Origin of the sequence: Pelatocladus sp. BLCC-F211, assembly GCF_041928655.1 — a bacterium.
In the GTDB taxonomy this organism is placed as follows: Bacteria; Cyanobacteriota; Cyanobacteriia; order Cyanobacteriales; family Nostocaceae; genus Pelatocladus.
On the sequence record NZ_JBHFLM010000246.1, the window covers coordinates 38,998 to 53,044 of the forward strand.

Consider the following 14,047-nt stretch of genomic DNA (forward strand, 5'->3'; position numbering starts at 1 on the left):
AAGTATTGTAACAATTTATCAGAAGGTTGGGTATTGGGTATTGGGGATCGGGCATGAATCAGTTAACAGTTAACAGTGAGCAGTTTAATTTGATAACTGATAACTGATAACTGATAACTCTCCCCACACTCCCTTCCTGATCTCCCATCCCTTATTAAGTACGCCGACATGATAGAAATCAAACTAAACTAGTTTTGGTATCCATAAAAGGGCTAGCTTGTAAAAAAGTATTGAATATTGCAAGGTGCAAAAACACAATCTTTAGTATCCTTTAAGTAAAAATGATCTGGCGTCTACCCTGACGGATAATTTGATCGATATTTTTTTGATGGTACACCCTTTTAGATTCCACGCATTGGAGTCAATTCCATTTTCCATAGACGCCCTACCCTAACGGGTAGACACTCCCTGTCTACTTGCACCAAGTCGCTAACGCGCCTACCGTAGGTAGCCGCAAGGCGTCTACGGGCGGCTTCAAGGAAGAGTAATCCAAAATCCAAAATCCATAGACGCGTAAGCGGCTTCTCGTAGAGTAATCCAAAATCTAAAATCGAATGACTCAATGTTATCTCTATTGCGAATAGAAAATTTTGCCCTGATTGACCAATTAGAACTAGAATTTGGCGCAGGATTAAATGTATTGACAGGCGAAACCGGCGCGGGAAAGTCGATTATCTTGGATGCGATCGATGCAGTGTTGGGCGGAAAGGTTTCTAGTCGCGTGATTCGCACTGGTACAAATCGGGCAATGGTAGAAGCAACTTTTACTTCTAATTCTGCTTTAATAGCCTGGTTAACTGAACAAGAAATAGAATTAATTGAAGAAAATTATATATTTATTAGTCGGGAAATTACAGCTACTTCAGGAAAAATACGGAGTAAATCGCGGGTAAATGGAGTGTTGGTAAATCAGCAGTTGATGTCAGAACTGCGCGATCGCCTAGTGGAAATCACTGCTCAAGGCCAAACAGTTTTATTCGGACAATCTGCCCAAATTCGCGATTGGTTAGATGTCTACGGCGGTGAATCTATTTTGCAACAACGTCAAGAAGTTGCCACTGCTTTTAGTGCCTATCAACAAGCACACCAAGCCTTAGAAAAACGCCGGACATCAGAACGGGAACGCTTACAACAACTGGATTTATTAACTTACCAAGTCAAGGAACTAGGAGAAGTTAACCTCAGTGAACCCGATGAACTCGAACAACTCCAACAAGAACACCAACGCCTAAATCATGTTGTCGAACTCCAGCAGATGAGTTATAAAGTATACCAAGCTTTATACCAAAACGATGGAGAAGACCCAACCGCTACAGATTTGCTGGGAGACAGCGAAGAAACGTTAACTGACATGGTTGAATACGACTCCCAGATGCAACCACTGTTAGATATGGTGAGGGATGCTCAAGCTACAGTGACGGAAGTATCTAGGCAAATTAATGCTTATGGGGAAAGTTTAGAGGCAGATCCGCAGCGATTGGAAGAGGTAGAAGCCAGAATCCGCGAATTAAAGCAAGTTTGTCGCAAGTACGGGCCGACACTTGCGGAAGCGATCGCCTATTACCAGCGCATCCAAGCCGAGTTAGCCGAACTTAATGATAGTGAACAATCAATAGAAAGTTTAGAAATCCAACAAGCTGAGTGTTTCGCAAAACTGACACAAGCTTGTCAACAGTTAACACAATTACGTCGTACCGCCGCAGCCAAATTAGAAGCCAAACTGATCAAAGAACTAAAACCTTTGGCGATGGAAAAGGTTCAGTTTCAAGTCGAAATTGCACTTATTCCCCCCACAATCATGGGTGCAGACAAAATCACATTTATGTTTAGCCCCAACCCAGGAGAACCACTACAACCTCTATCAGAAACAGCCTCTGGTGGAGAAATGAGTAGATTTCTGCTGGCGCTGAAAGCTTGTTTTTCCCAAGCACAGACGACGGGAACAATGGTATTTGATGAAATTGATGTTGGTGTATCGGGAAGAGTAGCCCAGGTGATCGCCGAAAAACTATACCAGTTGAGCCAGTTTCACCAAGTATTATGTGTTACACACCAACCTTTAGTTGCTGCCATGGCAGATCGACATTTTCGCGTCGATAAGCAGGTGGTAAATCAAATTAAAGGTAAGAAAGAACACAATGGTTCAAGTGAAGAACGTACAGTTGTGCGTATTACTAGCTTGGATAACTTAAACAAACGTCGGGAAGAACTAGCTCAGTTAGCTGGTGGTAAGTCAGCCCAAGAAGCGATCGCTTTTGCGGAATCTTTGCTAACGCAAGCTGCAAATCACCGTCAAAAAAAAGGTGTAAGGGTGTAAGGGTGTAATTTCCTCCTACACTCTCAATACTGCAAGGGATAAGACTAGGGTTAATGTACTTTTCTTGGTGTCTTGGTGTCTTGGTGGTGAAAAATCAACTTTTGAAACACAAAGACGCGCCAGCGGCTTCCCGCAGGGTAGACTCTAAGACACCAAGGTGAAAAGCCTAAAATTCGGTAATTTTTGTGAGGATTTTTACCCGCCTTGAAAGGGCTAGTCCTAATCCTATACCTTGCAGTATTGAGAGCTAATACCTTAACTGAACTGTATTGGGTGATAACCAAACCAGAGAATTACCCCAGTTAGTAATAAACACACTATCCCTGCTAATCCAGCTAGGGGTTTTTTGTTCTTACCTGTCACCCAGTCTGAGATTTTGTCGGTGTAATTGATCAGTTGGGCTGTATCTATACAGGCTATAGCCCATATCCAACCGGCGTGTAGTCCCCAAGCTAAACCTAAGTTACCGCGATCAGCAAACCGCGCCAATATTAATACCATCCCCATTAGCCATAGTCCGGGAAGTTGAGGTTTTGTTTCTTGTTGTTCCCAAACTAAGTGCAATACAGCAAATATCAGGCTAGATATGATTGCTGCTAGCCAAACTGGATAATTTTGCTCTAATTCTGTAAATAAAAATCCCCGAAAAACTAATTCTTCAATACCACCTACAAATAAAGCTATCAATAAAATAGGTAGCAAAATAGATGGTAGTTGCTTGATATTGCTGTATTCAAATTTACACCATCCGAGCCAAAATTGGCATGTAAAAACCACTGCTAAACTCAATATACCTAAACTAAAACCCAGAGCGACGGAATTTAGGATAGAAATATTAGCCATCAAGCCGTAATCTGAGATCGGTGTTTTCGTCAACCAAGTGATAAGCCAAAAAATAAAAGGTATTAATAAATAAAGTGACAATAATAAAGGTAACTTTTGCTCTGATTTTAAAGGCTGGTTGGGTTTCCAATTGAGGAACACAGATAACAAAGCTGCGATGGGGAACCAACATCCACCCCAAGCAATAAAAAAAGCCATCACCACAATCAAACTTGGTGCATTTTCCAAAAATGATTGCAAATTATAGAGTGATGACTTTAAGGAGGCTATCAAAATTGGATAAAAAAACACGACAAACTTCTCGCAATCCTAAATTTATCGCTTGTGGAGAGAAAAGGTTTCACGATTTTGAGCAATTTGTCATCGGGAGTAGCGATGCGATCGCCTTTTCTTTACCCTTAGTACTACTTGCTTTTTTGCTTTTCTCTCTACTTCATCAAGCTTCAACTAAATTCGGTAACTTTTGCAAGATGTCTAATCGTTGATTTTTATCTCAAAAGATTAAACACTAGCAAACTTTTTCTGGCTTGCCAAGGGGAAAAGTTATTAAGTATTCACTCTTCACTTTATCCCTACGATTAGGAAAATTTACTCTTCTTCTTCAATCTCATCTTCCTCTACATCAATGTCTTCATCTAACTGGAGTTCTTTTTTGTCACTATCTACTTGAATGAGGTGAATGTGCTTGTATCCTAGCTTAATTTCAAATTCATCACCTGGCTTTAAGCCCATTGCTTTGGTGTATGTTGCACCGATGACAATTTGACCATTTTGATGAACACTAACTCGATACGTCGGTTCACGACCACGACCATCTTTTGGTGCTTCTGGGCTTAAGGGAATTCCCCTAGCGGATAGCAAAGCATCATAAAAATCAGTCAGATTTACACGAACCTGATTATTTTTCGTAACAGTATAATAGCCACACTGTTTTGCTCTTTCTCGACGTGGTAGATTGGAAAGCTCTTTGACTTTTGCAAGCAGTGCTTTTCCGGTTAATGGTGCGGTTGCAGTTTCAGTCATTACGCTCAAAATTTCCTTACTCTCTCCAAACTATTCAAAGGTGTAGTTCTCTGTTTCAGCATTTGACTTTTGGTGATTTTCACTAAAGTTGCTGACAAACCCAGAAAAATGTCAAACTCCTACTTTTAACCAGCCAAGATCATCTTTTATGGTTGCCCATAATTTATTTGAGTCCCAGTTGTCGCAGGTATTTATTTCGGTAATTTTACGGCACATTTAACCATCATTTGCCATCGAAAACGAAATATTTTCTTTGCTGATGCTATGGCGACGGTGTAATTTTAAGCCATCTTTACAAACGGGTCGAGTTCCACTACTTAATCAGCCGTAGACTCAAGAATTAGCAAGAATTTCCTTATGTTACCTCAAGCTTAGAACAGCATAGTATTGTCATAAGGTTGTTGAGCATACACTCTTTGATCCTGCCAATAGAGATAAATCAATTTCATCTCTGACCATCACGAATAAACAAAGCAGTATCGGCCGCACTTAATCGGCTATTTAGACTGGTTTTGTTACTTCGTAATTTTATATTAAATACTAACATGCGATCATAATAGCAAAATAATTGTTTAAGTTTGAATTAAACTTATTGCTAGACTTTAAATCTTATATCCTTTATCTTGGGAATGCAAAAAGCGGCGAGGATTTTCCTCCCGCTTTATTGCCGTTGTGAGTATTGATGTATGGATTTTATAAAAATTCATCTAATATAGACAAGGAGTTTTGACCAGAGAGTTAGATGATCGAGTTTGTTGATTGAGACCAGATAAAATCTTTCAGAGTACTATGCTGCTTATTAATTACCTCACCATGTTCATCAGCAGCTATAAAAATTCTATATAACCAAAAAAACAGCACTTTGCGACTAAAGGAGGAATTTGTACAGCTGTTTATTAGACTTCTTGTAGAAGTGCGGTCAAAGGGTAAAGGAAAATAAAAACGCTTTCACCTTTTAGCCTTCACCTTTCCCAACTCTTGCAAAAGTTATTTTTGTAAGAGTTTGATTGATTTATGTTAACGTCAACATAAAGTTATATTCTATAGGTAATAGGGTGTAGCAGTTGACAAAACTGTCTATAATCCCATACAGAGCTTCCACAACTAGGATTTTGATGCTGATCCTGGAACTATATAATGAGTAACAATTTAATGATCAGCATGTTAACAGCTAGCTTTAAAATAGGAGTAGTTAGAGCATAGCTTGTTGGAGCAACCTCGTTTCGTTAGGGGTAAAAGTTAAGAATTATAAGGTAAAAGGCTCAAGATTAAATAGTAAAGGGATTTGATTTATTCATTCTTACCCCCCTTTTGCTTTCTACTGTTTCCTGCTGTAGACACATATTGGTGTAGTCAATACCCTTTTTTGACTTCTGTAAAAGTCTCTTTTCTATGTAAATGTGATAATTTCAGGATTTAAGTTGGTAAGGTATGGAAGTAATTTTTAAGGTAATTCGACAGCAACATAATTCTTCTGCTAACGTACAAACTTACCCTTTACAGGTAGAACCAGGTAATACAATCCTTGATTGCCTCAATCGAATTAAGTGGGAACAAGACGGAACTTTAGCATTTCGCAAAAATTGTCGCAATACAATTTGTGGTAGCTGTGCTATGCGAATCAACGGACGTTCTGCTCTTGCTTGTAAAGAAAATGTTGGCAGTGAAATTTCTAGATTGCAAGAGTTAGCAGCACCCACAAGTAAGGCAAATGCTATTCCAGAAATTACGATCGCTCCCCTTGGCAATATGCCTGTAATTAAAGATTTAGTAGTGGATATGAGCAATTTTTGGGATAACCTAGAGGCGATCGCACCCTATGTGAGTACAGCTAGCAGACAAGTACCAGAAAGAGAGTTTTTACAAACACCAGAAGAGCGATCGCGCCTGGATCAAACTGGTAATTGTATTATGTGTGGAGCTTGCTTTTCTGAATGCAATGCCTTTGAAGTCAATTCTAAGTTCGTTGGTCCCCATGCTCTTGCCAAAGCTTACCGAATGGTAGCCGATAACCGCGATACTGAAACAGAAAACCGCTTAGAAAAATACAACGAAGATACCCAAGGTGTTTGGGGTTGTACTCGTTGCTTTTACTGCAACAGCGTCTGTCCTATGGATGTTGCTCCATTAGATCAAATCACCAAAATTAAACAAGAAATTCTCACCCACAAACAAAAAAGCGACAGTCGTTCAATTCGCCATCGCAAAGTATTAGTAGAATTAGTCAAAGCAGGTGGTTGGATTGATGAAAGAAAGTTTAGTTTACAAGTAGTCGGTAACTATTTTCAGGATTTGAGAGGATTGCTTAGTATTGCACCCCTGGGTTTGCGGATGCTTGCTAAGGGGAAATTTCCCCTTTCATTTGAACCTTCCCAAGGGACTCAACAGGTGCGATCGCTGATTGAGGCGATACAGGAAGAAGGGAATAGGGAATAGGGATCGGGGAAAGGGGATCGGGGAAAGGGGACAAGGAGGATTTATCAGTTATCAGTTATCAGTTATCAGTTATCAGTTATCAGTTATCAGTTATCAAATTAAACTGCTCACTGTTAACTGTTAACTGATTCATGCCCATTCCCCGCTCCCCGCTCCCTTCCCTACCTTGGGTCTTGAGGTATGTTTACAGGCTGGCCAGAACGGTTATACACTAAAATATCCCACTGTCCATTGTTACTATACTCAAAGGCAATTCTGGTACCATCGGCACTGATTGTCGGGTTACGAACTTCTGCTTGCAAATTAGCAGTCAAATTGCGTGATTGTCTTGTTTCTCGATCATATAAAAAGATGGCTGTTCGACCTTGACGAGAAGCAGCAAAAACTATACTACGACCATCATCAGAAACACTGGGATGAGAGGCGATCGCATCAAAAGCATTTAAACCAGGTATATCAATCAAATTGCGAGTCACCATATCAAACATATATACATCTTGGCTACCCCGCCGATCAGAAGTATAAACAACATATCTTCCAGCAATTTGTGGAGTTAATTCTGAAGCAGGACTATTGAGACTTCTACCACCAGGATCGAAAGGGTAACTCAAAAGCCGGGGATAACCAACACAGCCACTTAATAAAGTTGTTAATGTAACTATAGGAATAAATATATATTTGGTCATTTGTCACTTGTCATTTGCTGATTATTTCCAATCCCAATGCCCGATTGCCCGATGCCCACAACCTCTACGGTAGAGGAGTAACATCTGCACCATTAGGAATATCCAACTCAATTTCTGGTCCTCGATCCAGTATTTCCACGTCCCACTGACCACGGCTAGCTGTCTCAAAAACTACATAACGTCCATCCGGGCTAATATTAGGATTTCTTACCCAACCCCTATATGTGGGAGTGAGAATTTGCGATTGTTGGGTAGCGCGATCATAAAGTGCCACAACAGGCCTACCCTGATCGCTGGTAATGTAGGCTATGTAGCGTCCGTTATAGCTGAGACTGGGACTTTCAACTATTGTCCCTGGCCGATTTAAGCGCGATGTAGGTAAAAAAGTTTGCTGCTGTAGGTCGTATAGCAATATCTGATGAGTGCCATTACGGGTTGATACAAAGGCTAAAACGCGGCCATTCCCACTCAAGGTCGGTTGCTCTTCAGTGTAGCGACTGTTGAGAGAGGTCGAACCAATGGGAATATTGTCAGGATTACAAGCTACAAGCAAACTTGTTAAACCAAAAATCAGACTCCAAACACAATCTCGTTGGAGCCAAAATACAGGTGTAAATTTTTTCACCTTAACAATTTTTCGTGATCTTTTTTTGCAACCTCCACCTTAGTTTATAAGAGTAGAGTGTCAATTAAACATCATCGAAATCCACTGAATTATCTGATTCGCCTTCTGAACGATTCATCGGCTTGTATTCTACATAATCAGTAGAGATGACATCATCATCTTGACGCTCAGGTCGAGATTCTGTGTTGGTGGGCGGACGGCGTCTTCTAGGTGGTTTGGGTGTGCTATCTGTAATATCATCACGGTTTTCAGGTCGGAAGGAAGCATTAGTCCCACGTCGGGAAGGTCTTCTTTCTTTAGTTGTTGGGGTATCCCAATCATCAACTGTTTTAGAAGAGGTAGTACCCCAATCATCATCTGGGCGATCGCTTGTACGACTAGTTGGACGCGAACTACTACGACGACGGTTTGTTCTGTCGCTAGGTTCCGATCTTTCATTATTACTGCGACGTTCTATACGACGGGGTTCATCTTCATAGTAATCACCGTAATCACCACGTGATGAACGGTTTTCTCTGCTACCTGGAATCCGGGGACGCGGACGTTCATCTTCGTACTCTTCATCGTAAGGTAGGGAATCTAATTCTGCGTCCACCTCAGCTTTGTAGGGAGATTTTTTCCGATACTGATATCGACTACTAACTTCTCGCTCATCATCCACGATGGGAGTGTTACGTTTAGCTTGCTGAGTTGCAATACCTCGCAGCCGAATACTTTCCACCGCAAAAAATACTGTTGAGCCTACCAAAAGTAGCTGACCAAATTGTAGAATCGGGTCTAGACGCCATCCTTGGAAAATCAGAATAAAGCCGCAGAGCAAGCCTACAGCAGCAAAAAAGATATCTTGATCTCGCGAGAGTTCTGGACGTACTGTGCGGAGAAAATACAAAGCAGCCCCAGCGATCGCCAGGAAAATTCCTAGAAGACTGGCTGAGTTCGCCCCAAAATTGACTTGAGCCAGAACACTGGCTGAGTTCAGCCAAAAAATTACCATTGTTTTTTTCCTAATATCAAATCTATGTTAGCGAGTTGGTATTTAAATCTCTACTTTAACAAGGCACTAAATATATTGTAGAGACGCGACATTAAAGGCTGCGCCGTGCTGTTTACAACCGTACGCTTTGCCAATCGCGTCTCTACAAATTACCCAAAGCTAAAAAGCTACTGGTTTTGAGAATCAAACTAAATCCCGTAGGTAATTATTAAGAACGTTGGATTTTATCTTTTTGGCTAATAAAAATCAATCCCACTGTAATAGGGACAACGACAATTACACTACCCCAAAGCAGGCTCCAAAGAAAATTTGCTAAAGAAGGCGTCATACTTTTCAACCTTTTTTTACAGACTTTACCTTAATTTTATTGAACTCTCCTGGCTTTGAAAAACCAGGATCCTGAACTGTTGTTGCTACGTGAAGCTCAAGCTACACTTTGCAGCATTTTTCTGCCTTATTAGGCTTTGACTGGCTCAAACAGTCCTACCCGCTTCGACCTATTTTTAGGCTGTACGGCTACTTTGGTTTACTAACACATTTGTTGTTTGGAGTTTTTCATCCTGTGTTAGTACATTTAATTATGTCAAAGTATGTCAAAGATTGAAACACAAACAGCAAGTCAAAACTTGTTGAGTCAGGTTTCATCTCCTGCCTAAAGGCTAGGGGTTCTCACCCTCCCACGTTATTTTGATAGACTAGTTTGGAAATGGGTGTGGGGGTGTAAGGGTTTAACACCTCTACACCCCCACACCGATTTTAAAGACAGTATTTAGCTAAAATAATAATGATTAGGCTTAAAAAAGCTTCAAATTTTATAAGTTCCGCCTGGTTTTTTCTTTATTGCAGAGAGTGAGAAGCTCGTACCATGACTGGTGTTAACCTTACAGCTTGGATTCTCGGTCTAGGACTGGGATTGATGACACTTTTGTTTATTTTTCGCATAGTTCTAACTTGGTATCCCCAAGTAGATTTAAATCGTTTGCCTTTTAATTTAGTAGCTTGGCCAACCGAGCCGTTTTTGATACCAATGCGGAAGTTAGTTCCACCTATTGGTGGGGTGGATATCACACCGATTATTTGGGTTGGTATCTTTAGTTTTATTAGAGAAATTTTTCTTGGTCAGCAAGGACTCTTGATTATGATGTCTCGATAAATATTGGTGGTTGGTGGTTGGTTGTTGGTTGTTGATGGTTAGTGGTTGTTATTAACCATGCCCGATGCCCAATGCCCCATGCCCCATGCCCACTTCTCCCACCTCTTTTACCAAAAATTTGGGTTTAAAGCCTCGTCCTAGAAGGACGACTTTTAGTTGTTATCTTTCATCATGGCGATAGGTAAAAGAAGTGTATAATGTAGTCACAGTTTTCTCCTGTTAAAAATGAGGATCGCATATTGGCTAGGGAAAAAGAACCAGGCTTTACAAACCCAGCGACAAGCACTTAGGAGCAACTCGACAATACAATGAAGCCTGGTTCTTTTTCTTCCAGTCGCCTCGCACGGCTTTAACAAAGACAACTCGTTGGAATCTCATTTAGACTGGAAAATCAAGTCCCGCCTTAATATACCCGGCGAGTTGCACTATCAGCATATCGAACAAACCCAGAAGGCGGGACTTGATTTTTTGCGTCACGTCCCAAGCCAATTGAATAATACCAATACAAGCCTGCCTCATTTTTAAGTTCATTGAATCGAAGGTCAGGAGGTAATGCAAATGTTTAATCTGACGTACGAATTTAAGCTCAAGCCTACTCAAGAACAATTCATAACTTTTGAGCAATGGCTTGAGATGAATCGTCGAGTCTATAACTATGCTTTGCGGGAACGCAAAGACTGGTATAAGTCTCGTAGTTGTCAGATTAACGCTTGTTCAATTCACTCTGAATACATTATTTCTGCTGATACTCCACGCCCAACTTATGCTAGTCAATGCAAGTCATTAACAGAAGCCAAGAAATCTAATCCTGACCTAAAAATGGTTCAGTCTCAGGTTTTGCAGCAAACGTTGAAGCGACTTGAAAACGCATTCACAAGCATGTGGGAACAAAATCACGGATTCCCTAGATTTAAAAAATCTGGACAGATGCGTAGTTTTGTTTTTCCCCAAATGAAGGGGGATAGGCTAAGTACTGGTCGGGTTAATCTACCTGTTATTGGTTGGGTCAAGTTCCGCCAATCACGAAACATCCCAGACGGCGGAACTATCAAGCAAGCTCGTGTGGTCAAGCGTGTTTCTGGATGGTATGTAATGTTAACCGTCCAATGGGATGTCAACCCACCCCAACCGATGCCGCACGGAGAAACAGTAGGAATAGATGTAGGTTTAACAAGTTTCGTAGCAACTTCTAATGGACTTTTAGTCAAGCGTCCGAGGTTTTTTTTGACGTGCGAACGCAAGCTTAAATTGCTGCAACAGCGTGTTTCCAGAAAACGCAAAGGCTCGAACAATTGGAAGAAAGCACAGAAGAAAGTTGCTTCACTGCATGAGTACGTTGCTAATTCTCGTAAAGACTGGCATCGAAAACTGTCTCACCAAATCTGCAACGATGTGGGGATGGTGTTTGTTGAAGATTTAAACCTAGTTGGGCTATCTAGAGGGATGTTGGGTAAACATTGCCTAGATGCCGGATTTGGTCAATTCTTTAACATCCTTAAGCAGACTTGTTTTAAGCGCAATGTTTATTTTCAAAAAGTAGACGCACGTAAAACAAGTCAAATCTGCCCCAATTGCGGAACTCAGACAGGTAAAAAGGAACTATCAGAACGTATTCATGTTTGCTCAAATTGCGGCTATACGACTGATAGAGATGTTGCAGCCGCTCAAGTAGTCGCGATACGCGGACTTGCAGCCGTAGGGCATACGGTCAAGATGCTTGCTGAGGGTAAATTCATTGGAATCCCTATGAAGCAAGAATCACCGCACTTATAGGGCGGTGAGTGTCAACCTCTAGCCTTGCATGTCTTGTATAAAACTGGTGTAAACATTACCCTGCAAAAATTGTGGGTTTTCCATAATTTTTTGATGAAAACCGATAGTAGTTGGTAGTCCTGTGATTGCACACTCTTGGAGCGCTCGTTTCATGCGGTTAATGGCTGTAGGACGGTCTTGTCCCCAGACAATTAGTTTACCGATTAGGGAGTCATAATAAGGGGGAATTTGATAATCGGTGTAGACGTGAGAATCTATGCGGACACCAGGGCCTCCAGGTGGGAGATAGCCACTGATTCTACCAGGAGCAGGACGAAAATCGTGGTCGGGATCTTCGGCGTTGATCCGACATTCGATCGCATGACCCCGTAAAACCACTTGATCTTGGGTAAGTTTTAGTCTTTCACCTTGAGCGACACGGATTTGTTCAACAACCAAGTCTACCCCTGTAATCATTTCTGTAACAGGATGTTCCACTTGAATGCGGGTATTCATTTCCATAAAGTAAAAATCACCGGATCTATCTAAGAGAAATTCGATAGTTCCGGCGCCACTATAATTGATAAATTGGGCTGCTTTCACAGCTGCTTGCCCCATTTTTTCCCGTAATTCTGGGTCAAGAGCCGGACTAGGGGCTTCTTCCAGTAATTTTTGATTACGACGTTGAATAGAGCAATCCCGTTCACCTAAATGGATCACGTTTCCGTAATTATCCGCCAAAATTTGAAATTCAATGTGGCGCGGACGCTCAATAAATTTTTCTAAATAAACCCCAGAATTACCAAATGCGGCTCCTGCTTCGCCTTGGGCTGCTTGAAAACATTTGATAAATTCGCTTTCGGAACGCACTAAACGCATACCCCGACCACCACCACCAGCTGTGGCTTTAATCATCACGGGGTAGCCGATTTTTTGAGCGATCGCCAATCCTTCTTTGTCTGACTCTAACAAACCATCGCTACCTGGTACTGTTGGTACTCCTGCTTTTTGCATGGTTTCTTTGGCTGTGGATTTATCTCCCATCAACCGAATTGCTTCTGGAGAAGGGCCAATAAAAGCAATATGGTGATCTGCACAAATTTCTGCAAACCGGGCATTTTCTGCCAAAAAACCATAGCCAGGATGAATAGCGCTAGCATTGCGTGTCAAGGCTGCGGCAATAATGTTAGGAATATTTAGATAACTTTTACTACTAGCAGCTTCACCAATGCAAACAGCCTCATCAGCTAGTTGGACATGGAGCGCATTCCGGTCAACGGTAGAGTGTACCGCCACAGTTGCTATTCCCATTTCTTCACAAGCCCGGAGAATGCGAAGCGCGATTTCTCCCCGATTAGCAATTAATATTTTGTCAAACTTCATCTTTTAGTGTCGATATAAGTTAAGTAAACTGACTAAAGAAGTCACCAAGTGTAAAGGATAGGTGTTGATAATTCAGCCCTTGGTTGACATTTTCTCCCGGCTAGTTTAAAAAAACGCTTTCGCCTGATTTCAAATTATGACAGGAGTTAACAGTTATCAATTATCAGTTATCTGTTATCTATCTCATTTATTGAGTATAAGTCTCTCAGCATATGCCTGATAACTGTTCACTGTACCTGCAAGGAGCTAACCGTCGGACGTTTACACCCTATAGTCCAATACGGTTCAGTTAAGGCTAAAAACTAAAACTAGCGTAGGTTGGATTGAGGAACGTAGACGCGCCCTGCGCGGCTTCTCGCAGAGTAACCCAACATTATCAAGGCTTTGTTGGGTTTCGCTTGCGCTCAACCCAACCTACATTTCTTCTTAACTGAACCGTATTGCCCTATAGTCAGGCTTTGTCGCACGAGTACTTTCCCTTGAAACGCTACATTTCTGCCAGTCTAATGGGTCAAGGGTCAAAATTTTGTACATACAGAGTCTTGAATTTGTGAAAAATTTAATTATGACTCCACTATAATGATTTTGTTGTGCTATATTTAATCCTTAGTGCAACCTTGCGGATGTGGCGGAATTGGTATACGCGCACGTTTGAGGGGCGTGTGGCTTTGCCTTGCGAGTTCGAGTCTCGCCATCCGCATATTTTTTAACTTAAAAATCCCGCCCGCGACTCAAATGCAGGCTAATAGTTAAAACCCACTTAAAGCAAGTGGGTTTTAATGTTTGTGTCCTCCCTGTCCCCCTTGTCCTCCCTGTCCCCCTTCCCTTGTCCTAC

The 14,047-nt window shown here is 41.4% G+C and carries 13 protein-coding genes and 1 tRNA gene; 6 read left to right on the plus strand and 8 right to left on the minus strand.

The features are described 5' to 3' along the window. Positions 1-341 precede the first annotated feature (341 nt). On the minus strand, positions 342-563 hold the full coding sequence (locus ACE1AT_RS29575; RefSeq protein WP_374874711.1) for a hypothetical protein: 222 nt from the start codon (positions 561-563) through the stop codon (positions 342-344). Here ACE1AT_RS29575 and recN point away from each other — a divergent pair. Further along, complete coding sequence (gene recN, locus ACE1AT_RS29580) at positions 563-2,317, plus strand: DNA repair protein RecN (protein ID WP_374874712.1); 1,755 nt, start codon at positions 563-565, stop codon at positions 2,315-2,317. The genes ACE1AT_RS29575 and recN overlap by 1 nt on opposite strands. Positions 2,318-2,572: 255 nt before the next feature. Here recN and ACE1AT_RS29585 read toward each other — a convergent pair whose 3' ends face one another. Next, on the minus strand, positions 2,573-3,451 hold the full coding sequence (locus tag ACE1AT_RS29585) for a lysostaphin resistance A-like protein (protein ID WP_374874713.1): 879 nt from the start codon (positions 3,449-3,451) through the stop codon (positions 2,573-2,575). On the opposite strand from ACE1AT_RS29585, the gene ACE1AT_RS29590 reads away from it, so the two are divergent. Beyond that, positions 3,436-3,645 (plus strand): hypothetical protein, encoded by a 210-nt coding sequence (locus ACE1AT_RS29590; RefSeq protein ID WP_374874772.1) that lies wholly within the window; start codon positions 3,436-3,438, stop codon positions 3,643-3,645. The two genes, ACE1AT_RS29585 and ACE1AT_RS29590, sit on opposite strands and share 16 nt — an antisense overlap. Positions 3,646-3,748: 103 nt before the next feature. Here ACE1AT_RS29590 and ACE1AT_RS29595 read toward each other — a convergent pair whose 3' ends face one another. Further along, entirely contained in the window at positions 3,749-4,183 is a 435-nt protein-coding gene (locus ACE1AT_RS29595; protein WP_374874714.1) for an AbrB family transcriptional regulator, read from the minus strand. Positions 4,184-5,614: 1,431 nt separating this feature from the next. On the opposite strand from ACE1AT_RS29595, the gene ACE1AT_RS29600 reads away from it, so the two are divergent. Further along, positions 5,615-6,619 carry a succinate dehydrogenase/fumarate reductase iron-sulfur subunit gene (locus tag ACE1AT_RS29600; RefSeq protein ID WP_374874715.1) on the plus strand — a complete coding sequence of 335 codons (1,005 nt, stop codon included), beginning with the start codon at positions 5,615-5,617 and terminating at the stop codon, positions 6,617-6,619. 161 nt (positions 6,620-6,780) lie between these two features. Here the strand turns inward: ACE1AT_RS29600 and ACE1AT_RS29605 are convergent, their stop codons facing one another. From ACE1AT_RS29605 to psbX, 4 genes are all read right to left on the minus strand, one after another. Further along, entirely contained in the window at positions 6,781-7,305 is a 525-nt protein-coding gene (locus ACE1AT_RS29605; RefSeq protein WP_374874716.1) for a TolB family protein, read from the minus strand. 64 nt (positions 7,306-7,369) lie between these two features. Then, positions 7,370-7,930, minus strand: a complete 561-nt coding sequence (locus tag ACE1AT_RS29610) for a TolB family protein (protein ID WP_374874717.1) — start codon at positions 7,928-7,930, stop codon at positions 7,370-7,372. A 64-nt stretch (positions 7,931-7,994) separates the two neighbouring features. After that, on the minus strand, positions 7,995-8,924 hold the full coding sequence (locus ACE1AT_RS29615) for a Ycf66 family protein (protein WP_374874718.1): 930 nt from the start codon (positions 8,922-8,924) through the stop codon (positions 7,995-7,997). 208 nt (positions 8,925-9,132) lie between these two features. After that, positions 9,133-9,252 carry a photosystem II reaction center X protein gene (psbX, locus tag ACE1AT_RS29620; protein ID WP_026082138.1) on the minus strand — a complete coding sequence of 40 codons (120 nt, stop codon included), beginning with the start codon at positions 9,250-9,252 and terminating at the stop codon, positions 9,133-9,135. 537 nt (positions 9,253-9,789) lie between these two features. On the opposite strand from psbX, the gene ACE1AT_RS29625 reads away from it, so the two are divergent. Together ACE1AT_RS29625 and ACE1AT_RS29630 are read left to right on the plus strand one after the other, a co-directional pair. Next, on the plus strand, positions 9,790-10,077 hold the full coding sequence (locus ACE1AT_RS29625; RefSeq protein ID WP_374874719.1) for a YggT family protein: 288 nt from the start codon (positions 9,790-9,792) through the stop codon (positions 10,075-10,077). A 558-nt stretch (positions 10,078-10,635) separates the two neighbouring features. After that, positions 10,636-11,850, plus strand: a complete 1,215-nt coding sequence (locus ACE1AT_RS29630; protein WP_374874720.1) for an RNA-guided endonuclease InsQ/TnpB family protein — start codon at positions 10,636-10,638, stop codon at positions 11,848-11,850. Between the two features lie 18 nt (positions 11,851-11,868). On the opposite strand, the gene accC is transcribed toward ACE1AT_RS29630, so the two are convergent. Beyond that, positions 11,869-13,212 carry an acetyl-CoA carboxylase biotin carboxylase subunit gene (accC, locus tag ACE1AT_RS29635; protein WP_374874721.1) on the minus strand — a complete coding sequence of 448 codons (1,344 nt, stop codon included), beginning with the start codon at positions 13,210-13,212 and terminating at the stop codon, positions 11,869-11,871. A gap of 619 nt (positions 13,213-13,831) precedes the next feature. Here accC and ACE1AT_RS29640 point away from each other — a divergent pair. After that, positions 13,832-13,912: transfer RNA gene (locus tag ACE1AT_RS29640), tRNA-Leu, on the plus strand. Positions 13,913-14,047 lie beyond the last annotated feature (135 nt).